Raw genomic sequence first — 21,910 nt, forward strand, 5'->3', positions numbered from 1 at the left:
CCAGCTGGTCTTGGCATTCGGTTTCTGTAGAATAGGATTTCTCCATTCGGATAAATCGGTTCCGATCTACGAGAAACCACATGATTCGGAAAATTCTCATCGCCAACCGCGGCGAAATCGCGGTGCGCATCATTCGCGCCTGCGCCGAAATGGATATTCGCTCGGTGGCCATTTTTTCCGAGGCCGACCGTTTCGCGCTCCACGTGAAAAAAGCGGACGAAGCCTACTGCATCGGTTCGGAAGAACTGGCCGGCTATCTGAATCCCCACCGCATCGTCAACCTGGCCGTGGAAACCGGCTGCGACGCCGTGCATCCGGGCTACGGCTTTCTGTCGGAAAACCCGGAACTGGCCGCCGCCTGCGCGGCGCGCGGCATTGTTTTCATCGGTCCGGACGCCGACACCATCCGGCGCATGGGCGACAAAACCGTGGCCCGCGAGACCATGATCCGCGCCGGCGTGCCGGTAACGCCGGGCAGCGAGGGCAACGTCGACAGTCTCGATCGGGCGCTGAAGGAAGCCGAACGCATCGGTTATCCGGTCATGCTCAAGGCGACTTCGGGCGGCGGCGGGCGCGGCATCCGGCGCTGCGATACGCCCCAAGAGCTCCGCCAGAATTACGAAAGGGTCATTTCCGAGGCCACCAAGGCGTTCGGCAACGCCGAAGTGTTTCTGGAAAAGTGCATCGAGCGGCCCCGCCATATCGAGGTGCAGGTGCTGGGCGATCACCACGGCAACGTGGTCCATCTGTACGAGCGCGACTGCTCGATTCAGCGCCGCAATCAGAAGCTCATCGAAATCGCGCCCTCGCCCCAGCTCACGCCGGAACAGCGGGAGTACGTGGGCCAGCTCGGGGTGCGCGCCGCCCGCGCCGCGAATTACCGGAACGCCGGGACGGTGGAATTTTTGCTCACAGAGCAGGGCGAATTTTATTTCATGGAGATGAACACGCGAGTGCAGGTGGAGCACACCATTACCGAGGAAATCACCGGTTTCGATATCGTGCAGAAGCAAATCCGCATCGCCAGCGGCGAACCTTTGCCTTTCCGCCAGGAAGACGTGAAGGTCGCCGGCTATGCCATGCAATTCCGAGTCAACGCCGAAGACCCGAAAAACGATTTTCTGCCGAGCTACGGCCGCATCACGCGTTATTACGCGCCCGGCGGTCCCGGCGTCCGCATCGACACCGCCATTTATACCGGTTACGAAATCCCACCCTATTACGATTCGCTGTGCGCCAAGGTCATCGTGCGCGGCCGCACCTGGACTGAAGTGCTGGCCCGCGGCCGTCGGGTGCTCGGCGATATGGCCATCAGCGGGGTGAGGACTACGATGCCGTTCTACCGGGAAATCCTCGATCATCCCGATTTCATCGCCGGGCGCTTCGACACCGGATTTCTGCAGGATCATCCCGAACTCCTGAATTATTCACTGAAACGCAGCCACGACGACGCGGCTTTGGCCGTCGCGGCCGCCATCGCCGCCCACGTGGGGCTTTGAAACCATCATGAGCAAGGTCTACATCACCGACACCGTATTGCGCGACGCCCATCAGTCCTTGATCGCGACGCGCCTTCGCACCGAGGACATGCTGCCCATCTGCGACAAGCTGGACCGGGTCGGCTATTGGTCGCTGGAAGTCTGGGGCGGCGCCACCTTCGACGCCTGCATGCGGTTTTTGAAGGAAGATCCGTGGGAACGGCTGAAGAAGCTCCGCCGCGCCTTGCCCCATACCCGCTTGCAGATGCTGCTGCGCGGTCAGAATCTTTTGGGCTACCGGCATTATTCCGACGACGTGGTGCGGGAGTTCGTCCGGCTTGCGGCGAAGGAAGGCATCGACGTATTCCGCATCTTCGACGCGCTCAACGACCTCCGCAATCTGGAGACCGCCATCCGGGCGGTGAAGGAGGCGGGCAAGCACGCCCAGGCCGCCATCTGTTATACCCTGAGCCCGGTCCACACCGTCGACCTTTACGTGGAGCAGGCCCAGGCCCTGGTCCGGATGGGCGCCGACAGCATCGCCATCAAGGACATGGCGGGACTCCTGACGCCCATGGCCACGGCGGAGCTGGTTTCGGCGCTCTCGGCCAGCCTGAGCGCGCCGCTGCATCTCCATTCCCACGCCACCTCAGGGCTGGCCGAAATGTGCGAACTCAAGGCGGTTGAGCACGGCTGCACCCACATCGACACGGCCATTTCGTCCTTCGCCGGCGGCACCAGCCATCCTCCGACAGAGAGTATGGTGGTCGCCTTGCGCGGCACCCGCCACGACACCGGCCTGGATCTGGAACTGTTGCAGGACATCGCCGCCTATTTCGCCGAGATCCGAAAAAAATACCGCCGGTTCGAGAGCGAATTCACCGGCGTCGATACCCGCGTTCAGATCAACCAGGTGCCGGGCGGGATGATGTCGAACCTCGCCAAGCAGTTGGAGGAGCAGGGCGCGCTCGACCGCATCCTCGACGTTTTCGACGAAATCCCGCGGGTGCGCCGCGACCTCGGCTATCCGCCCCTGGTGACACCGACCTCGCAAATCGTCGGCACTCAGGCGGTGCTGAACGTGGTCACCGGCGAGCGCTACAAGTCCATTACCAACGAGGTCAAACGTTATCTCCAGGGCGGTTACGGCCGCCCGCCGGCACCGGTCGATCCGGACCTCCAGCGCCGCGCCATCGGCCGCGAGCAACCGGTCGAATGCCGCCCCGCGGACCTTCTGCCGCCGGAACTGGACAACTTGCGCGCGGAGATCGGCGATCTGGCGGAGAGCGAGACCGATCTGATGATCTATGCGATGTTTCCGGAGGTCGCCCGGAAATTCCTTCAGGAGCGGCGCGAAGGCCGGCTCCAGCCGGAGCCTTTGGCTCCGCCGGAGGCGCCGTCCCAGCCGGCGGAGCGCGGCGACGTGCCCACCGAGTTCAAGGTGTTCGTTCACGGCGAGGCATACGATGTCCACATCACCGGCGCCAATTTCAACGATCCGCACCACCGGAGGTTCTACATCACCTTGGACGGCGTGCCTCAGGAAGTGGATCTCGAGGTGCTGAGCGGCTACCGGCGGAGCGTCACGCCAAGCGGGCGTCCCGTGCCGGGCAAACCGGGCGATGTGGTGACCGCGATGCCGGGCAATATCGTCGATATCCTGGTGCAGCCGGGGGACAAGGTGAGCGCGGGGCAGGGCGTTCTGGTCACCGAGGCGATGAAGATGGAAGCGGAAATCCAGGCCCCCGTCGGCGGCACGGTCGCCGCGATTCACGTCAAGAAAGGCGACCGGGTGAATCCCAACGAGGTCTTGATGGAGATCGAGCCTTAGCCTTACGGATTCGTCGACAACTTGTAGGTCGGCAATCCTTTGCCGACACAGGGGGCCGAACCCGGCCGAAGTTTGGAGATCGGCGACCCTTTCCCGGCAAATCCGGCACGTCGGCAAAGGATCGCCGACCTACGACTCTGAACCTGGGCGAAGGACGGCGACCGTTCTCGCCTGATGACAGGTCCGTACGTTTGCTTTCTTCCGGTATCATCTTCCCTTGAACTCAAATTCCCGACTTCGACATGAAAGCAACTGTCATCCCCGTCACGGCATTTCAGCAAAACTGCTCGCTCCTCTGGTGCGAGGAAACCATGGAAGGCGCCGTGGTCGATCCGGGCGGCGATCTCGATCGAATCCTCAAGACGGTCGAAGATGCCGGCGTGACGCTGGTCAAGATTTTGCTCACTCACGCCCATGTGGACCATGTGGGCGGCACGGCGGCTTTGGCCGGGCAGCTCGGAATTCCGATCGAAGGCCCGCAGAAGGAAGACCGGTTCTGGATCGATCTTTTGCCGAAGCAATGCGAGATGTTCGGTTTTCCGCCGGCAGCCACCTTCACCCCCGACCGCTGGCTGGAGGACGGCGATACGGTGGAGTTCGGGCATCAAACCCTCGAAGTGATACATTGCCCCGGTCATACGCCCGGCCACGTGGTCTTTTTCCACTCCGGCGAACGTCTCGCCATTGTCGGGGATGTGCTGTTCAAAGGCTCCATCGGGCGGACAGACTTTCCCGGGGGCGATTACGGCACGCTGGTGCGGTCCATCCGCGAGCGGCTTTTTCCCTTGGGCGACGATATCGTTTTCATTCCGGGCCACGGTCCCGCGTCCACCTTCGGCGACGAGCGCGGCACCAATCCGTTCGTGGGCGATGCCGCCCGGTAACCGGGTACATGAACCGGTCGATGGCCGGACGGCGAACGCAACGCTGATCCGCTTCGACCGGGTCTCGGTATCGGTACGCGGCAAGCCGATCCTGACCGATCTCAGCTTCACGCTGGGCGCGGGTGAAAAGGCCGTGCTCCGCGGCAGATCGGGCTCGGGCAAGAGCACGGTGCTCAAGACCTTGTTGGGACTTTATCCGCTGGCCGGGGGAAGAATTCTGTTCGACGATGAGCCGCTCGATCCGTCGGCCGTGCGAATCATCCGGCGCCGCGCAGCCTATATCGGGCAAGAGCCGATCCTCGGCGCCGAAACGGTACGCGAAGCCTTGATGTTGCCGTTTCAATTCGAGACGCATCGGGAAAATAAACCGTCCGAGCGTCGGTTGATCGATGCGCTGGCGCGTCTTCACCTGTCCCCGGATATTCTGGAGCAGGAATGCCGCCGCGTTTCAGGCGGCGAAAAGCAGCGCATCGCCATCGCGCGTGCCTTGTTGCTGGGGAAAAATCTCTATCTCCTGGACGAGGTGACCAGCGCCCTGGATGCCGAAAGCAAGCGGACGGTGCTGGACGTATTCGGCGATCCCGGTTTCACCGTGCTCTCCGTGGCCCATGATCCCGACTGGGACACGCGCTGCGATGTGGTTTTGGAACTGGACGGCGGGCGCCTGATCCGTACGCGTCGCGATGGAAACGCTTGATATCGCCCTGCCGCAAATGACGGTGCTTTACGGCGTCGTGCTGTTGCCGTGGCTGCTGCTCGGACTGATCGGACTGGGCTTGAGCGGGGCGATCGCGACCGGCATCCTCCGCATGAGCCTTCAATTGGCCTTGGTGGGCGTTTATCTGAAGACATTGTTCACGCTCAATAATCCCTGGCTGAACGGCCTTTGGGTTCTGGTGATGCTGGTAGTAGCCGATTGGTCGATTCTGAAGCGCGCCGGCTTGAAGCGGCGTTACTTCTTCGCCGCCACTTTCGCGGCGGTGACCGCCAGCGTCCTGTTTTCCACGGCGTATTTGTTGTTTTTGGTGATACGGCCGCCGCTCTATTACGACGCGCGCTATCTGGTTCCCCTCGCAGGCATGATTCTCGGCAATTGCCTGCAGGGAAATGTCATCGGACTGGAGCGCTTCTATACCGCACTCAAGAAAAACGAAAACGAGTACCAGACTTATCTGCTGCTCGGCGCCACCCGCTGGGAGGCGGTACGGCCCTATTTTCGCGAAGCCGTCAAAGCGGCGATCAACCCGACCCTGGCCAGCATGGCGACTTTGGGGCTGGTATCGCTGCCCGGCATGATGACCGGCCAGATCCTGGGCGGCAGCGAACCGTGGCTGGCGGTGAAATATCAGATTGCCATCATGCTGTGCATCTTTGCCAGCACCACCCTTGCCAGCATTCTCAACTTGGCACTTAGTCTGAATATCGCGTTCGATGAATTCGACGTGTTGAAGTCGGATATCGCCGAGGATGGCTAACAAGCGGCTCGATTTTTGGGGAGGCTTGATTCGCTCAGCCGAATTGCGGTAAAAGCAATCGAATAAGAGGATTATGCATGCTCGGAACCCTTGGAATGGACACCGTTTCGGGTAGAATTTATGGTTTCGAGTATGGTTCGCCAGCTCATAAACACGACAGGATGACCAGCATGGAGAAGGATGACCAAATTGCCGCAGGAAGATCGGCCGCTGCGGGCAAGGGCTTCAGCGACCACCTCCGGGTGTTTCGTAAGAACAATCCTACCCCGCCCTCCCGCGATTCATTCAGCACTTCGCGGCGCTTATCCAACAATAGCGCTGCTGCCATAGTCCCGAAGTCTAGTTTTCGCCAGCAAAGCACGGACAGCGTTTCGGTGCCCACAGTTGTCCGGAGGGGCGGACGGCACAAGCGGCATGCCCGTCTGCTCATCGTCGAGGGCAGCGCCGAGATGCGCAGTTATTTCCAGCGATTTTTGGGCGATCGCTACGAGGTCCTGGTCGTAACCAACGGCACGGCAGCGCTTGATGCCGTTCTGAGTGATCCTCCCGACCTGGTGTTGGCCGACCTCAGGACCCTGCAGCGTGACGGTCCCGTGCTTTTGCACGCATTGAAGGGCAACGCCAAGATTCACCACATCCCGGTGATTCTGACCGCGGCGCGCTCGGAGGAAAAAACCTGTAGCGAAGAATTGAACGCCGGCGTGGACGATTATCTGATCAAGCCCCTCTCCGCGCGCCAGCTACTGGCCTGTGTAGCGACCCATATCGAGCTCAGAAACGTGCGCCGGGAGGCCGCCCAGGCGCTATCGGAAAGCGAGGCGAAATACAAGACGCTGCTCGATTCTCTCGATGACGGCGTATTCGTGGCTCACGACGGCCGTTTCGTCTTCGCGAATCCCGCGTTGTCGGCCTTGCTGGGTTATACGGGCGAGGACTGTATCGGCTTGTCGTTTCGATCGGTGATCGCGTCCGAAGATTTCGAATCGTGGAGCGAACTATTCATACAGAGCGGCTCCGAGGGACTTGAGTCTCCCTGGCGTCGCGAGGCGGCGTTCCTGCACCGGGACGGACGACGCATCTGCGTCGAACTTTGCGCGCGCCGCATACATTTCAATCGGCGTCCGGCAATACTGGGTATCGTGCGCGATATAACCGAACGCATGCAGGCCGAAGAAGCTCTTCGCGAGAGCGAAGAGCGTTTCCGCCGGGTGGTCGAACAGGCGCCGATCCCGATTTTCGTCCACGCCATGGACGGCCAGATCCTCGAAATCAGTTGTGCGGTCACCGAATTGACGGGGTGGACCCATGAGGACATTCCCGATGCGCGAGCCTGGTTTCTGAAGGGGCGACGGATTCCCGAGGAAGCGGTGGACAGCATTCTGGCGGAAACACAGCGGCGGTTTACCGAAGGCTCGATTGCGGAGCCCGAGGAGATTACGGTGTGGACCAAGAAAGGCGAGCCGCGGCGCTGGCTGTTTTATGGGTCGGCTCCCATGCGTTTGCCCGATCGAAGGCCATTCCTTGCCTCCATGGCAATCGACGTGACCGATCACCGAAAGGCGGAACAGGCCTTGCGCGAGGCCGACCGCTTGAAGGACGAGTTCGTCGCCATGCTGGCCCATGAACTACGGAATCCGCTGGCGCCGATCCGGAATGCCGTGCAGGTGTTGCGCCAATTGGGGCTGACCGACCCCGAGCTGAAATGGACGCGTGAAGTGATCGGCCGGCAGGTGGTCCAGATGAGCCGTTTGCTCGACGATCTGCTGGATATTTCCCGCATTACCCGCGGTACCATCGTGTTGAAAAAGACGGCGGTCGAAATCTCGACCGTAATCGATCGGGCGGTCGAAACCAGCCTGCCGTTGATCAAGTCCCGCCGGCACAAGCTGACTGTTGACTTGCCGCAGGAGCCGGTGCAAGTCGAGGGCGATCTGACGCGGCTTGTGCAGGTGATCGCCAATCTTCTGAATAACGCGGCCAAGTACACGGATGCCGGCGGGTGTATCGATCTGATCATCGAAAGCTCTGCGGACGAAGTGTTGATACGGGTGCGCGACAATGGCATGGGAATTCCCGTCGAACTTTTGCCGAATATATTCGAGTTGTTTACCCAGGGTAGCCGTTCGCTCGATCGTTCCCAGGGCGGGCTTGGGCTCGGGCTGGCACTGGTGCGGCGGCTGATAGAAATGCACGGGGGGAGAGTGTTAGCACAAAGCGCGGGGTCCGGCAGCGGTGCCGAGTTCATTGTGCATTTGCCGCGGATGGCGGCTGCGCCGACTCATGAAGGTTCGGGGTCGGCAGGCGGCGAATCCGCATCGAGTTTGGCTGGCGTTCGGGTTCTGGTGGTCGACGATAACGTCGATTCCGCGGAAAGCATGGCATTGCTGCTTAGCCTGGACGGACACGACGTGCGTACCGCCTTCGATGGCCCTGGCGCTCTCGCGGTCGCCGCGGAGTTCCAGCCGGAGGCAGTGCTGCTCGATATCGGATTGCCGGGAATGGACGGTTATGAAGTCGCGAAGCAAATGCGAGGGTTACCGGGATTGCAAAAGGCGCTGATGATCGCCGTTACGGGCTACGGCCAGGCAGACGATCGCGCCCGTTCGAAGGCCGCGGGTTTCGATCATCACTTGGTGAAACCGGTCGACCCTGAAATTTTGAGCGCGTTGCTGGCGACGCTGAGGCCCGACTGAGGCTCGGCGGACGGCTGCTTGTTTTTCGATAATGTGACGGTCTCGTGACAAGATACTTACGAGTTTGCGCGTATTTTCGGAGAGGGGGTATAGGCGTTTAAATGTAATTTCTTGGATTCGCTTATTTGGCTGCTTACCGGTCCGTTCATGAACGTTAGTGGGACAGTTCCGAAAAGGGGTAATTCCGGAAATGCATGCCAACAAGCGGAGCTCGGCGATCATGATTTTCGTTGGCAATCGATTCGGTCCAGCCGGTCGTTTCGATTGCGAAACCCACCTCTGGTGGGGCGTTATCCTGAGAAAGCGGGTTCTCTTCGCTATGGGCAAGAGGGCCCGTTTTTTTGTGGATCACAGTCGGTTCCTGCCGATTTGTGTCAACAACCTAGCTGCTCTGTGACGCATAGCCGCGGGCGCGACTCTCCTCGCTCTCGGCCGAGAAAGGATTGAGCGATGATGTCGATAGCCTTCGGAGCTTGAGTGGCAAGCCACGGTGCCGTCATGGTGGGTAGTCACCCTCCTGCCGGACACGAGGCGTCCAGAGTTGCCAAGGGAAAGTGGCTGTTATCCGGTTTGGCGGCGTAACGGAAACGTTGCGGTCCGCTTTACAAATCGGGTGGCGTTTAGGGAAAAAAGTGTTGGAGGCACTATGTTTAAGCTAAAGACATTCATCCCGCCAGCTGCCGTGCTGTCGCTGGGATTGGCGTGGGCGCCTGCCCATGCACAGACGTGGACGAGCGATATCATCGACTTCACGCTGGTGGAGGGTGATCTAGGCGCACTTGGAGACCCGGAAGTCGTTCGGGACGACACCGGCGTCAGTCTTAACTTCAATCCTGGCCCGTTGACATTCGACGCGCTATCTGTCGGTGCTGGTCAGGCCGACAATGGCAATGGCAATGGCAATGGTATTGGTCAGGTCGATACCGAAATTGCCGGATTCACAATCAGAGCCACGGTTAAACCGGTTATACCTGATCAGACGATTACCGACGTGAGCTGGAGTCAGAATGGCGTTTATCAAGTAACCGGAGACGGCTCCTGGGTATCGGCTTTCTCATCTCTGCGGATTGTAGATCCGGAAACCCATCAATCCATCGGCGATACACAGGCCGAGACATTCTCCGCGTTCGGAGCTGACGACGGCACCAACGGAGGCCCTTGGGACTTGACTGCCAGTAACTCTGTGGCCGCTGACGCTGTCGAAATCGAGCTGACGATAAAAGACATTCTTGCGGCTTATGCGCCTGCGGACGGTTTTGCCTGGATCGAGAAAGACTTCGGCAGCTTGAGGATTGACGTAAGTCCAGGCGGCGCTGTCGCGCCGATTCCGGTGCCAGCCTCGGTCTGGCTACTGGGGTCTGCTTTGTCCGGCCTGATCATGATTGGTCGACGTCATTTAGGAACCGCTTCGGCGTAACCCAAAGTGATTCGCCCACTTGAACCGCGCTGCCGCCATATCGCGGCGGACGCCTTTCTGGCGGCAGCGCACTTTGCCGGAATCCACCGGCTTCCGAATCGGTCGTGCCGGGGCTTTTCGAAAGTGAACTTCCTCTTTGTGCGAAATCACGTACGAATTCATCCGTATTCTCGGTGAAAGTTAACCACGGTTTAATAGCAACCACTCGAGAGCAACCGTCGTCGGAGGTGAAAACCACGACACGGCATCGAGCCGGAGACAGGAGTTTCCGCTAGGAAGTTAGGATGTGGCGAAAGGAGTGAGGATGTCGCCAGGGACAGGGTGGTCCCGACGGGATTGGATGTTCCGTCCGACGTGAGTGATTCGGAACCTTCTGAACGGAGTCGGAATGTTCCGAATCTGATTGGAATGGCGGTCATGGAACGGTGATATCCGCCCTAGTGGAAAGGAGTCGATCGATGGGATGCGAGTTGAAATAGGGATGTTTCTTTTTTTTCGCCTGTCGAGGAGTGATTGCGAACGACGAAGGCGGGAGAAGCCCAGGTTCGCGAATGAGACGACGGCACCGATTGAGACGTGTTGATGTAAGTGATTTTCGCGGAGGTGACTTATAAGGACGCAAGGCGGATCTTCGTGCCGGGCATAGGCGCAAGGAAATATTCCGGACCGAAGAAAACATCAGCGATGTCAGCCGATAGCAAGCGTTCGAGAGTTTTCCTCCGACCGTAAGTGGTAAGCGGGCCGTAAGCCGGACCGCTGTAAGACTTCCCCAGAAGGCAGAACACCCCCATCCCCCCCCAAGCACTTTGTTCTGCCTTCTTTTTTTGCCTTAGCACAATCGAAAATGTCGTTCGGGTCGTAACTGTCGTTCGTCCGATTGTTTCCCTATCGCCCATATCCGCATGTGATCGGATACCGCCGATCCCGGCCGAAGGCGCGGCGCGTGATCTTGACGCCGGGCGGGGCCTGGCGACGCTTGTATTCGTTGCTGTCCACCATCTTCGCCACCCGCTTGACTTCGTGCTCGGGAAATCCGGCGGCGATGATTTCGTCCACCGATTTGTCGTGCTCCACGTACATTTCGAGGATCGGATCCAAAATCGAATAGGGCGGCAGCGAGTCCTCGTCCCTTTGGTCGGGCTTGAGTTCGGCGGAGGGCGGACGCTCGATTACCCGTTGCGGAATGACCGGCGAGAGGCTGTTGCGGTATTCCGCCAAGCGGTACACCAAAAGCTTGGGGACATCCTTCAACGGCGCGAATCCGCCGGCCATATCGCCGTACAGCGTGGCGTAGCCCACGCTCATTTCGCTTTTGTTGCCGGTCGTGAGGAGGATTTTCCTTTTCTTGTTGGAAAACGCCATGAGAATGACGCCCCGGCAACGCGCCTGGATGTTTTCCTCGGTAGTGTCGGGCGGCAAGCCGGCAAAGCTCTCCTCGAGCATACCGAGAAAGGCATCGAAGGCCGGTTCGATGGGAATGATGTGATAGCGGCAGCCCAGGGCCTCGGCTTCCAAGCGGGCATCCTCGATGCTCATCGCCGCGGTGTAACGCGACGGCATCAAAACGCTTTCGACTTTATCGCCTCCCAAAGCGTCCGTGGCGAGAGCCAAGGTCAAGGCCGAGTCGATGCCGCCGGACAATCCGAGCACCGCGCCTTGGAAACGGTTTTTGCCGACATAATCGCGGATGCCGGTAACGAGAGCCTTGTAGATGCTTTCGATCTCGGTCAACGGTTCGGTAATGCCGTCGGCAATCGGCTCCACCGTGTCTCCGCAGGCAAAGTCGACGGGTAACAGCGCTTCCTCAAACTCCGGCGCGCGGAAGGTCACGGTTCCTTCCCGGTTCATCACGAATGACGCGCCGTCGAAGACCAGTTCGTCCTGCCCGCCGATCAAGTTGACATAAACCAGAGGGACATCGGTCACTGCGATGCGCTCGCGGGCGACTGCCTCTCGTTCCTTGATTTTATTGGCGTGATAGGGCGAAGCATTGATGTTCAGGATCAGCTTGGCGCCGGCTTGCGCGGCTTGCTCCACCGCACCGGGCAACCAAAGATCCTCGCAAATGGTAATCCCCACCGGCACACCCTGTAAGTCGAACACGCAGGGTTCGGATCCGGGCAGAAAATAACGTTTCTCGTCGAACACACCGTAATTGGGCAGGGCATGCTTGCGGTAGATCGCGTGAATCTTGCCGTCCCGCAGCACGGCGGCGCTGTTGTAAGGCATCCCGGTTCGGTTCTCCGGAAAACCCACGATGACGTCGATGCCGTGCACTTGCCCCGCTATTTCGTCGAGGATGCGCTCGGCCTGCGCCATGAAATCGCGGCGCAGGATCAGGTCTTCGGGCGGATAGCCCGCCAGGGCCAGTTCGGGGAAAACCACGGCATGAGCGCGGAGCCGGTCGCGGGCCTCGCTGGCGGTGTGCAGCACGCGGCTTGCATTGCCTCGAAGGTCGCCGACCAGAAAGTCGAGTTGAGCGATAGCGATACGAAGGTTCACGATTGTAGCGATTCAAATGTCTAAGGTAGTGCGGCTATTTTCGCCTGAAATCGCGGCGGGAACGAGCAAAAACGATGTCCGTGGCCTTCGCCCGTGAAATATAGGATCTGTGAATTTAAATGCCGCACTCGTGTCCGATCGAGTATTGCTGCGCCTGTTCGAGAGGCATATTCTTCAATCTGTAATCTAAGCCGAATGGCCCGATGATTCGCCGTCGATTTCAAGCGTGGGAAGAAATACTTCGCATCAGGTTTGCGGGCGACATACCCAAGCAGGGAGATTCTGTCATGACTCAACCACCCAACCTATACCACGGAGATCGCCAAGATCGTCTGATCCGTGAGCATGAGCACGACACCTATAAAATACGGCAAAAATTGCCGGAACCTACGGTTTGTCCGGAATGCCGAGCGGTTTATCACGACGGCCGGTGGCAATGGTCGGACGCGCCTGCTGGCGCGAACGAGTCGCTTTGTCCCGCCTGTCATCGTATCCACGATAAATGTCCGGCCGGATTTCTGACTTTGGCGGGCGAGTTTTTGGCTCAACACAAAGATGAGATTCTGCATCTCATCCGTAATGTGGAGGAAAGGGAGAAGGCCGAACACCCGCTGAAACGCATCATGGCCGTCGAGGAACAGAACGGCGGCATGCTGGTGACATTCACCAATCCCCAACTCGCCAGGGCGGCCGGGCAAGCCGTCCAGCACGCCTACAAGGGCGATCTCGATTTTTCCTATCAGGAGGAGGAGTATCTCCTTCGGGTGAATTGGTCACGTTGAGGTCCCCGCGATCCGCGATTGTCGGTGTGGCGAAGTATCGCCGACCGGCGGTTTCCGGGCTGCCTCATGGAGGCGCAAGGGGTACGGGCTTTTACGTCATGCTTTTCCGCCGAATCTGTGGATAACTACAGTTCTGGATCGGATTGAGGAGCGAGAGCATGCAACTGCCGTTACAAATTTCTTTTCGAAATATGGAGCCATCCGAGGCGATGGAAAAAGCCGTTCACGACCGCGCCGAGAAACTGGATCAGTTTTTCGAGCATATCATGTCCTGCCGGGTGATGGTCGAAGCACTTCATCGCCACCACCGGCAAGGCAATACCTACCATGTCAGAATCGATATCACCGTGCCGGGCGATGAACTGGTGGTCAGCCGCGATCCCGGCAAAGATCATGCGCACGAGGATGCTTACGTGGCGATCCGCGATGCCTTCGACGCCGCCCGCCGGCAATTGGAGGATTACGCCCGGCGCGTTCGGCAGGACATCAAGGCCCACGAGGTTATGCCGCATGGAAGCATTGCCCAAATCAACCCGGAGGGCGATTATGGGATGATCGAGACACCGGACGGGCGCCTGATTTATTTCCATCGGAACAGCGTGGTGCAAGGCGATTTCGACAAATTGGGCATCGGCGATACCGTCCGTTTCGTTGAAGAAATGGGCGAGCAGGGGCCTCAGGCGAGTTCGGTGGCCGTGGAGGGAAAACACCATGTTGTGGGTTAGGAAAGATTCGTCTGTTTCATCGAACAGCGCCCGCGCAATTCGGAGTTAAGGAGGGCGATATGCCGACCAATCCGCATGCTGATCGAATCAAGGCCATATTGGCCGACCTGGAACATGACACCCGGGTCAATCTGCACGACTATCCAATCCGTGTCGATGTCGAGGACGGTGCCATAGTCTTGGAGGGTATGGTCGGCGACATCGCGGCAAAACGGATTGCGCACGCCGCTGCGTATCGCCATGCGGACAATTCACCGGTCGTGGATCGATTGCGTGTCGCCGTGCCTCCCTCCGAGAGGGAGGGCGGGTTGCGCGACGAGATCATTAACCTATTGCAGCAGGAGCCGGTTTTCCGGGAATGCGGCCTCTATGTGCGCGAAAGCGACCGGCTCGACACGATTCGTGTCGGTCGCAGCGAGTGGCCCGATCGCAGCGAAGGCGATTGGGGCGAGCAGCGCATCGAGATCGAGGTGCAGGATGGAACCGTCACGCTGTCGGGCACCGTGCTCAGCCTGTCTCATCGCCGCTTCGCAGAGGTGCTCGCGTGGTGGGCGGCCGGCTGCGAATCGGTCGTCAACTTGCTGCATGTCGTCCCTCCCGAGCAGGAAACCGATGGCGAGCTGGCAGATGCCGTGCTCATGGTGCTCGAAAAAGACCCTCTGGTTCATCAGCCGCAGATCCATATCACGGCCGAGCAAGGAACGGTAACGCTGGAAGGATATCTCGCCAGCGATGAAGAGAGGCGCCTGGCGGTGCTCGACGCGTGGTACGTCCCCGGCGTGCACGATGTGGTAGACCGTATTCAAGTCGCGGGGTGATTAAAGTCGTAAGTCGGCAATCCCTTGCCGACAAGCGTGCTGTTAACGTCGGGAAAGGATTCCCGACCTACTGAGTGACGCAGTGCGAAACGACTCTCCTCACGGCGCGGAATAACGCCGATTGGGGAGCAGTTGTCCGCCGCCCAGCCGAAATCCGTTATTCAGCGCTTGCCAAGTAAAATCCTGAGCCTCCGACGCAGCGGACTCGATGTCCCGGCCTCGGGCTAGCAAGGCGGCGACGGCGGATGCCAGGGTGCAGCCCGAGCCGTGATAGCTTCCCGGCAAGCGCGGCCAACGGTAAGTTGTCTTGCCGGAGCTGCGGTAAAGGCGATTGATGACTTCGTCATCCCCTTCATGGGTCCCCGTCAGCAAGACATTCGGGCAACCGAGTGCTAGCAGCGCGTCGGCGCAATCGTCCAGATCCTCCATTCCCGTCAATTTTCTGGCCTCGGGCGAATTCGGCGTCAGCACCGTCGCTCGTGGAATCAGCGTCTCTATTAGCGCTTCGATCAGCGCCTCGTTTGCCAGGTTTGTTCCGCCTCCCGCCGCCAGAATCGGGTCCAAAACGACCGGAATGCCGCCAGCGATCTTGAGTAGCTCGTCTACTGCATAAACGATGTCGACGCTTCCCAGAAGACCGATTTTGACGGCGTCGACGGGCAGATCCAGAAGCACCGTGCGCGCTTGCTCCAGAAGTTCCCCGGACCTTTGCGGCAAGATCTTGCGGACGTTATGCGTGTCTTGAACGGTTAAAGCAGTCACCACCGAACAGGGATAACAGCCGAATCGGGAAACGGTCTCGATATCGGCCTGAATGCCGGCGCCGCCGGTGGGGTCGTGTCCCGACAAGCACAAGACAACGGGGAGCTGGGGTTTCATGGATGGCGTAAAGTTAGATCGCGATGCAGGCGCAGTTTCCCACGGCTGGCCGCATTCGGCTAGCCTGTCAGGCCCAAAGCGCCGTTGACAGTCTAAAAGCGCATCGGTACTTTAAGTTGTTTGGCCACGCGCCTACGCATTCCGCTTAAAAAAATACCCCCTACGCAAAGAGTCCTGGATGGAAGAATTTCAACGTATCAAGCGCCTGCCCCCCTACGTTTTCAATATCGTTAACGAACTCAAGGCCAAGGAGCGCGCCCAGGGTGTCGATATCATCGACTTCGGCATGGGTAATCCCGACCGGCCCACGCCACAGCATATCGTCGACAAACTGGTAGAGGTGGCGCAGAAAGGAACCGCCCACCGGTATTCCGTTTCCAAAGGCATTCCCCGTCTTCGCAAAGCCATCTGCGGATGGTATCGGCGCCGTTTCGGCGTGGATCTCGATCCCGACTCCCAGGCGATCGTCACCATCGGTTCTAAAGAGGGCCTGGCCCATCTGATGTTCGCCACCCTGGGGCCGGGCGATGCAGTGCTGGTGCCGAATCCGGCTTATCCCATCCATCCTTACGGCTGCGTTTTGGCGGGGGCTGATGTGCGCCACGTGCCGCTGGTGCCGGGCGTGGATTTCTTCGATGAATTGGAAAAAGCCATCAAGACCTCCTGGCCCAAGCCCAAGATGCTGATTCTGAACTTCCCCGGCAATCCGACCACCCAATGCGTGGAACTGGAGTTCTTCGAAAAGGTCGTCGAGCTGGCTCGGGAATACAAAATCTGGGTCGTGCACGACATCGCCTACGCGGACCTGGTGTTCGACGGCTATGCCGCGCCTTCCATCCTGCAGGTGCCCGGAGCCACCGACATCGCCGTCGAGTTCTTCACGCTCTCCAAGAGCTACAACATGCCCGGTTGGCGGGTGGGCTTCATGTGCGGCAACCGCGAACTGGTCGCGGCTTTGGGGCGCATCAAGTCCTATCTCGACTACGGCACGTTCACACCGATCCAGGTGGCCGCGATCGCCGCTTTGGAAGGTCCTCAGGACTGCGTCGCCGAGATCCGGGAAACCTACCGCGTACGCCGCGACGTCTTGTGCGCAGGGCTGGACAACATCGGCTGGACGGTCCAAAAACCCAAAGGCACCATGTTCGTTTGGGTGCCCATTCCGGAGCAGTACCGGCATCTGGGTTCCCTCGAGTTCGCCAAGAAACTGCTGCTGGAGGCCCAGGTGGCGGTGTCTCCCGGCGTCGGTTTCGGCGAGTACGGGGACGATCACGTCCGCTTCAGCCTGATCGAGAACGAACACCGCACCCGCCAGGCGATCCGAGGCATACGACATATGATGCGCAAGGATAACTCGGTATAATTTCGGCATTTTTGTTGCTACACAGGAGAGCGTCTTGAAACCCGTAAATATCGGTTTGCTCGGTTTGGGCACGGTCGGGGGCGGCACGGTCAAGGTCCTCAAGCGGAACGCCGGCGAAATTACGCGCCGAGCCGGCCGGGAAATCCACATTAGCGTCGTGGCGGCTCGAGACCTCAACCGTTCCCGGATTTGCGACACTGCCGGCATCCGATTGACTACGGACCCGTACGAAGTCGTTACCGATCCCGAGGTAGACATCGTCGTGGAGCTGATCGGCGGTCTCGACCCGGCGAAAGATCTGGTAATGCGAGCGCTGGACGCCGGCAAGCACGTGGTCACCGCCAACAAGATGCTCATCGCCCTCCACGGCAACGAGATCTTCGCCAAGGCCAGCGAAAAAGGGCTGATGGTGGCTTTCGAAGCGGCCGTGGCCGGTGGGATTCCCATCATCAAGGCGGTGCGGGAAGGGCTTTCGGGCAACAAGGTGGAGTGGCTGGCCGGGATCATCAACGGCACCTGCAATTTCATCCTGACCGAGATGCGCGAAAAGGGGCGGGATTTTCAGGATGTGCTTAAGGAGGCGCAAGCGCTGGGTTATGCCGAATCCGATCCGACCTTCGACGTGGAGGGCATCGATGCCGCCCACAAGCTGACGATCCTGGCGTCCATCGCCTTCGGCATTCCTCTCCAGTTCGACAAGGTCTGGACCGAGGGCATCAGCAGCATCACGGCGCTCGACGTGGCCTACGCGGAAGCCTTGGGCTATCGCATCAAACTGCTCGGTATCGCCCGTCGCGCCGAAAAAGGCATCGAGCTGCGGGTGCATCCCACCTTGATTCCCGAGCGGCGCTTGATCGCCAACGTCAACGGCGTCATGAACGCCGTTCTGGTCAAGGGTGACGCCGTGGGCCCGACCCTGTTCTACGGCGCGGGCGCCGGGGCCGAGCCCACGGCCTCGTCGGTCGTAGCGGACATCATCGACGTGGTGCGCACATTGACCTCCGATCCCGAGAACCGGGTGCCGCATCTGGCCTTTCAGCCCGAGGCGATTTCCGACATTCCCATTTTGCCGATCGAGGATATCGAAACGGCCTACTATCTCCGCCTCAGCGCCGAGGACAAGCCGGGCGTTCTGGCCGACGTGACGCGCATTCTGGCCAATCACAATATCAGCATTGAGGCCGTTATCCAGAAGGAACCGCCGGAAGGCGAACGCCATCTGCCCGTCATCATGCTGACGCAGAAAGTCCAGGAGCGGAAGCTGAACGACGCCGTCCGGGAGATCGAAGCGCTGTCCGCCATCAGCGGACCGGTGAAGCGGATTCGGTTGGAAACACTGGGGTAACATTCCAATTCGAGGTATTACCCAATGGCACTCCGATATAAACGCAACCCGACCCAATGGGAAATTCGAGAGGCATATCTCCTCGGACGGAAACACAAGATGTTTGAGATTTTCGAGAAGCCACATGAAGGTAATCCATGTCCGCACGATGAAAGAGGATGGGCGTATTTGTACGGGTGGGATGATTATGGGCAGCGTTGGGATGAGCGACGCGGTGGCAAACCGCCAGCTAATTTTGATTTAGATGCCGAGAAGCAGCATTTTTACGGGCCACCAAATAACGTCCAGTCATCTTTGACTAAAGAATTGAAGGAACTGTTTCTTTCCGAAATCTCGTAGGAGGGGGTGGTGCAGCATATGTCAGCCTAATTTAGGCGAGGGAAACTGAACATTGCGGAAGATACTCTTGCTCGCCTCAGATCGACGAACTATGAACTTCGTGATGCTTCTCTATCTATGACAGGCGATATCGCAACGGCGCCAGAGGAAAATGATATGTCAGCGACAAACGATTTAATCAAGCAGGCATTGGCTCTGCCCCCCGGCGAACGAATCGAGTTGATCGAACAAGTCTTAAATAGTCTTGACCAGCCGGATGAGGCCATCGATAAATTGTGGGCCGAAGAGGCAGAAAGGCGTCTGGAAGACTATCGCTCCGGAAAAATGGAATCCGTCTCGATGGAAGATGTGATGGCGAAGTATTCCGTTAAATGAATGTCCGGTTTCTCGCTCCGGCACAGAAGGAATTGGACGAAGCCGTGGAATACTATGAATCGCAACTGCCCGGCTTAGGTATTCAGTTTTTGTCGGAAATTCGCGAAGCCGTCGAGAATGTCAAACGGTTTCCTCATGCTTGGCACCGCTTTAGCGAAAACACCCGGCGTTATCGGACGAAGCGTTTTCCCTACGGCATGATTTATCAGCTCTTGGACCACGAAATCCTGATTGTGGCTATTGCCCACCTGCATCGCGAGCCCGGTTACTGGTGCGATCGAGCAAAATAATCAAGTTTTTAAACAAATCGCTTAGAGACTCATCATGGCATATTCGACCCGCTATACCGGTCTTATCGAAAAATACCGCGACCGCCTGCCGGTAACCCCGGACACCCGGCCCATCAGCCTGTGCGAGGGCAACACGCCGCTGATCCAGTTGGTCAACATCCCGACGCTGATCGGCAAGGATGTGGATATTTACGTCAAGTTCGAAGGCTTGAATCCTACCGGCTCGTTCAAGGACCGCGGCATGACCATGGCCGTGACCCAGGCCGTGCATGAGGGCAGCCGGGCCATCATCTGCGCCTCCACCGGCAATACCTCGGCCGCTGCGGCCGCGTACGCTGCGCGTGCCGGCATCACCGCTTTCGTGCTGATCCCCGAAGGCAAGATCGCCATGGGCAAGCTGGCCCAGGCCATGATCTACGGCGCCGAGGTCATTCAGATTAACGGCAATTTCGACGCCGGAATGCAGTTGGTCAAGGAGATCGCGGACCATGCGCCGGTGACCATCGTGAATTCGATCAATCCGTATCGCATCGAAGGGCAAAAGACGGCCGCTTTCGAAATCGTCGACGTCCTCGGCCGCGCTCCGGATTATCACTGTCTGCCGGTGGGCAATGCGGGGAACATTACGGCTTATTGGAAGGGTTACAGCGAATACGCCCTCGGGACCGAAACCCATACGCCGGTCACCGACAAACGGCCAATCATGTGCGGCTATCAGGCCGCGGGCGCCGCGCCCTTCGTCAGCGGCGAGTTCGTGGACCATCCCGAAACCGTTGCTACCGCCATTCGCATCGGTCATCCGCAGTCGTGGGACGGCGCCTGGCGAGCGCAGAAGGAATCGGACGGCTGGTTCGCGCCTTTTACCGACGAGGAAATCCTGGCGGCGCAGAGACTTTTGGCGGAAAAGGAAGGCATCTTCTGCGAACCGGCCTCGGCCACCTCCCTGGCCGGAGCCCTGCACGACATCAAGTCCGGCCGCATTCCGGAAGGCAGCACCATCGTCTGCACCTTGACCGGCAACGGCCTCAAGGACCCCGACACGGCCATCGCCCAGTGCACGGCCAAGCCGGTGACGGTGGACGCGACCTTGGATTCGGTGAAGCGGGCGATTTTGGAGGTGATTTAACGAGTCGATGGTGGCTCCGGTCACCGCTATTCGAATAATGTCGGCCATTATCTTTTCAGGACCGGCGATGTCCGCGGGTTTGCTACGGGAGAGCGATTGGGGGGATTCGAAATGTTCGAAAAGCTGCGGGCGAAGGGTTTCCAAGTCCTCACGCTGCATCACGCGGAAGCTATTCTGATGCACGATATGGCTGATGGAGTCACCGAGCTCGAAAAGGTCCTTCTGGACGTTGAAATACCTGTTGTGGAATTGATTCGCGGCGGCGGAGGAGAAGGTGAACTCACTCAGAGGATGCGGCGGGCGCTGGCTAACGACTACGGCTGGCGGAAACATAACTTTGAAATCAAAAAGATTGTGGACGGCGAGGAAAAAGAATCGGTTTCCCACGAGATTGACCACGTTAAACGTTTCTCAAACGGTACGTTCGCGCTAGAAATCGAATGGAACAACAAGGATCCGTTTTTTGATCGGGACTTGGAAAACTTCAAGCGGCTACATGCCGATGGCGTTATCTCGGTTGGTGCCATCATTACCCGTGGCTCCACGCTCCAAGAATCCCTCCGAGAGGTCGTCACGGAATTTGCGCGGAAACATGCCATCCAGGGGCTAGCCGAGTTGACGCCGTATTACACACCGACACCGCGCCAGCTTAGAATCATTAACCATATGACAAAGAAGAAAGGTTCGTTTGAAGAGGGTTGGGCACATGCATTTGTGTCTGATAAGTTCGGAGAAGCAACAACTCATTGGCGCAAGCTGGAGGATCGCGTTCGGCGTGGCGTGGGTAATCCCTGCCCCTTGTTGCTGATCGGAATTCCGAAAGAAGTTTTGGTGATTTGAATTAAGATGGGAAACACCTATGGTCGCAAAAATCTATAACATCGCGGAACCGAATCCATCCGAAGATTTGATGACCAAGATCGGCGGACAATATTCGACCATACTCGCTGATCCGCCTTGGCAGTTTCAAAACCGAACCGGAAAGATGGCGCCGGAGCATAAACGCTTACTTCGATACCCTACTATGGAGCTTAAGGAAATACTTGAACTTCCTGTTTCGAAGCTGGCCGCCGCAAAATCTCATCTTTATCTCTGGGTGCCAAACGCATTACTCCAGGAAGGCTTAAGAGTAATGGAGTCTTGGGGCTTTACCTATAAGTCGAACCTGGTGTGGTACAAAATCCGTAAGGATGGGGGGCCGGATGGACGTGGCGTCGGCTTTTACTTCCGAAACGTCACGGAATTGGTTTTGTTCGGCGTCCGGGGGAGTATGCGAACGCTGCCGCCGGGGCGGACGCAAGTCAACTTATTTGCCACGCGAAAACGTGAGCACTCGCGAAAGCCCGACGAAATCTACGATTTGATCGAGTCTTGTTCTCCCGGCCCCTATCTGGAGCTTTTCGCTCGGTTCCCACGCAGTGGATGGACGCAGTGGGGTAACGAAGACGTCGAGGAGAACTCGTTTTACGGTGTCGCCCGGCGGAAAGGCCACGACGACCCTCAACTGCGCCTATTCGAAACTCCCAAGGGTTACGGCAACAGGAATTGATGGGCTGGAATTCCCGCGATCTGGTCAATTTCAAGAGGC

Annotated in this window: 20 protein-coding genes; 18 read left to right on the top strand and 2 right to left on the bottom strand. The window is 58.7% G+C overall.

Annotated elements, in window-relative coordinates:
* The first annotated feature begins 80 nt into the window (after positions 1 to 80).
* The 7 genes from ACR2TX_RS08535 (at position 81) to ACR2TX_RS08565 (ending at position 9,778) form a co-directional block, all read left to right on the top strand.
* Positions 81 to 1,499 carry an acetyl-CoA carboxylase biotin carboxylase subunit gene (locus tag ACR2TX_RS08535; RefSeq protein WP_434131818.1) on the top strand — a complete coding sequence of 473 codons (1,419 nt, stop codon included), beginning with the start codon at positions 81 to 83 and terminating at the stop codon, positions 1,497 to 1,499.
* A 7-nt stretch (positions 1,500 to 1,506) separates the two neighbouring features.
* On the top strand, positions 1,507 to 3,309 hold the full coding sequence (oadA, locus tag ACR2TX_RS08540; RefSeq protein ID WP_434131820.1) for a sodium-extruding oxaloacetate decarboxylase subunit alpha: 1,803 nt from the start codon (positions 1,507 to 1,509) through the stop codon (positions 3,307 to 3,309).
* A 242-nt stretch (positions 3,310 to 3,551) separates the two neighbouring features.
* Complete coding sequence (locus ACR2TX_RS08545; protein ID WP_077728635.1) at positions 3,552 to 4,193, top strand: MBL fold metallo-hydrolase; 642 nt, start codon at positions 3,552 to 3,554, stop codon at positions 4,191 to 4,193.
* Entirely contained in the window at positions 4,180 to 4,890 is a 711-nt protein-coding gene (locus ACR2TX_RS08550) for an ABC transporter ATP-binding protein (protein WP_077728636.1), read from the top strand. Before ACR2TX_RS08545 ends, ACR2TX_RS08550 begins: the two co-directional genes overlap by 14 nt.
* Positions 4,877 to 5,668: an ABC transporter permease gene (locus ACR2TX_RS08555; protein WP_077728637.1), complete on the top strand. Its 792-nt coding sequence runs from the start codon at positions 4,877 to 4,879 to the stop codon at positions 5,666 to 5,668. Before ACR2TX_RS08550 ends, ACR2TX_RS08555 begins: the two co-directional genes overlap by 14 nt.
* Before the next feature lie 170 nt (positions 5,669 to 5,838).
* On the top strand, positions 5,839 to 8,361 hold the full coding sequence (locus tag ACR2TX_RS08560; RefSeq protein ID WP_168175339.1) for a hybrid sensor histidine kinase/response regulator: 2,523 nt from the start codon (positions 5,839 to 5,841) through the stop codon (positions 8,359 to 8,361).
* A 646-nt stretch (positions 8,362 to 9,007) separates the two neighbouring features.
* Entirely contained in the window at positions 9,008 to 9,778 is a 771-nt protein-coding gene (locus tag ACR2TX_RS08565) for a VPLPA-CTERM sorting domain-containing protein (protein ID WP_347258020.1), read from the top strand.
* Between the two features lie 885 nt (positions 9,779 to 10,663).
* Here ACR2TX_RS08565 and ACR2TX_RS08570 read toward each other — a convergent pair.
* Positions 10,664 to 12,280 carry an NAD+ synthase gene (locus ACR2TX_RS08570; RefSeq protein ID WP_434131824.1) on the bottom strand — a complete coding sequence of 539 codons (1,617 nt, stop codon included), beginning with the start codon at positions 12,278 to 12,280 and terminating at the stop codon, positions 10,664 to 10,666.
* A gap of 287 nt (positions 12,281 to 12,567) precedes the next feature.
* Between ACR2TX_RS08570 and ACR2TX_RS08575 the strand changes: the two genes are divergently transcribed.
* The 3 genes from ACR2TX_RS08575 to ACR2TX_RS08585 all read left to right on the top strand — a co-directional run bounded on the left by ACR2TX_RS08575 (position 12,568) and on the right by ACR2TX_RS08585 (position 14,605).
* Entirely contained in the window at positions 12,568 to 13,062 is a 495-nt protein-coding gene (locus ACR2TX_RS08575) for a BCAM0308 family protein (protein ID WP_077728644.1), read from the top strand.
* Positions 13,063 to 13,220: 158 nt separating this feature from the next.
* A complete protein-coding gene (locus ACR2TX_RS08580; protein WP_077728645.1) occupies positions 13,221 to 13,787 on the top strand; it encodes an HPF/RaiA family ribosome-associated protein in 567 nt (188 codons plus the stop codon).
* A gap of 59 nt (positions 13,788 to 13,846) precedes the next feature.
* A complete protein-coding gene (locus tag ACR2TX_RS08585; protein WP_077728646.1) occupies positions 13,847 to 14,605 on the top strand; it encodes a BON domain-containing protein in 759 nt (252 codons plus the stop codon).
* 99 nt (positions 14,606 to 14,704) lie between these two features.
* On the opposite strand, the gene thiD is transcribed toward ACR2TX_RS08585, so the two are convergent.
* The gene (gene thiD, locus ACR2TX_RS08590; protein ID WP_086133998.1) at positions 14,705 to 15,484 is read right to left on the bottom strand and encodes a bifunctional hydroxymethylpyrimidine kinase/phosphomethylpyrimidine kinase; all 780 of its coding nucleotides are present in this window, start codon (positions 15,482 to 15,484) and stop codon (positions 14,705 to 14,707) included.
* 178 nt (positions 15,485 to 15,662) lie between these two features.
* Between thiD and alaC the strand changes: the two genes are divergently transcribed.
* The 8 genes from alaC (at position 15,663) to ACR2TX_RS08630 (ending at position 21,871) form a co-directional block, all read left to right on the top strand.
* Positions 15,663 to 16,847 (top strand): alanine transaminase, encoded by a 1,185-nt coding sequence (gene alaC, locus ACR2TX_RS08595; protein ID WP_077728648.1) that lies wholly within the window; start codon positions 15,663 to 15,665, stop codon positions 16,845 to 16,847.
* A gap of 34 nt (positions 16,848 to 16,881) precedes the next feature.
* On the top strand, positions 16,882 to 18,192 hold the full coding sequence (locus tag ACR2TX_RS08600) for a homoserine dehydrogenase (RefSeq protein ID WP_086134000.1): 1,311 nt from the start codon (positions 16,882 to 16,884) through the stop codon (positions 18,190 to 18,192).
* 99 nt (positions 18,193 to 18,291) lie between these two features.
* The gene (locus ACR2TX_RS08605) at positions 18,292 to 18,531 is read left to right on the top strand and encodes a hypothetical protein (protein WP_139841054.1); all 240 of its coding nucleotides are present in this window, start codon (positions 18,292 to 18,294) and stop codon (positions 18,529 to 18,531) included.
* A gap of 117 nt (positions 18,532 to 18,648) precedes the next feature.
* A complete protein-coding gene (locus ACR2TX_RS08610) occupies positions 18,649 to 18,906 on the top strand; it encodes an addiction module protein (protein WP_240506925.1) in 258 nt (85 codons plus the stop codon).
* The gene (locus tag ACR2TX_RS08615) at positions 18,903 to 19,196 is read left to right on the top strand and encodes a type II toxin-antitoxin system RelE/ParE family toxin (RefSeq protein ID WP_086134001.1); all 294 of its coding nucleotides are present in this window, start codon (positions 18,903 to 18,905) and stop codon (positions 19,194 to 19,196) included. The genes ACR2TX_RS08610 and ACR2TX_RS08615 overlap by 4 nt, the downstream gene beginning before the upstream one ends.
* Positions 19,197 to 19,230: 34 nt before the next feature.
* Positions 19,231 to 20,322 carry a threonine synthase gene (gene thrC / locus ACR2TX_RS08620; protein WP_434131827.1) on the top strand — a complete coding sequence of 364 codons (1,092 nt, stop codon included), beginning with the start codon at positions 19,231 to 19,233 and terminating at the stop codon, positions 20,320 to 20,322.
* A gap of 111 nt (positions 20,323 to 20,433) precedes the next feature.
* Entirely contained in the window at positions 20,434 to 21,162 is a 729-nt protein-coding gene (locus ACR2TX_RS08625) for a BglII/BstYI family type II restriction endonuclease (protein WP_077728653.1), read from the top strand.
* A gap of 19 nt (positions 21,163 to 21,181) precedes the next feature.
* The gene (locus ACR2TX_RS08630; RefSeq protein WP_077728654.1) at positions 21,182 to 21,871 is read left to right on the top strand and encodes an MT-A70 family methyltransferase; all 690 of its coding nucleotides are present in this window, start codon (positions 21,182 to 21,184) and stop codon (positions 21,869 to 21,871) included.
* Positions 21,872 to 21,910: the final 39 nt, after the last annotated feature.

This window comes from Methylocaldum sp. GT1BB (genome assembly GCF_051027545.1).
GTDB lineage: Bacteria > Pseudomonadota > Gammaproteobacteria > Methylococcales > Methylococcaceae > Methylocaldum.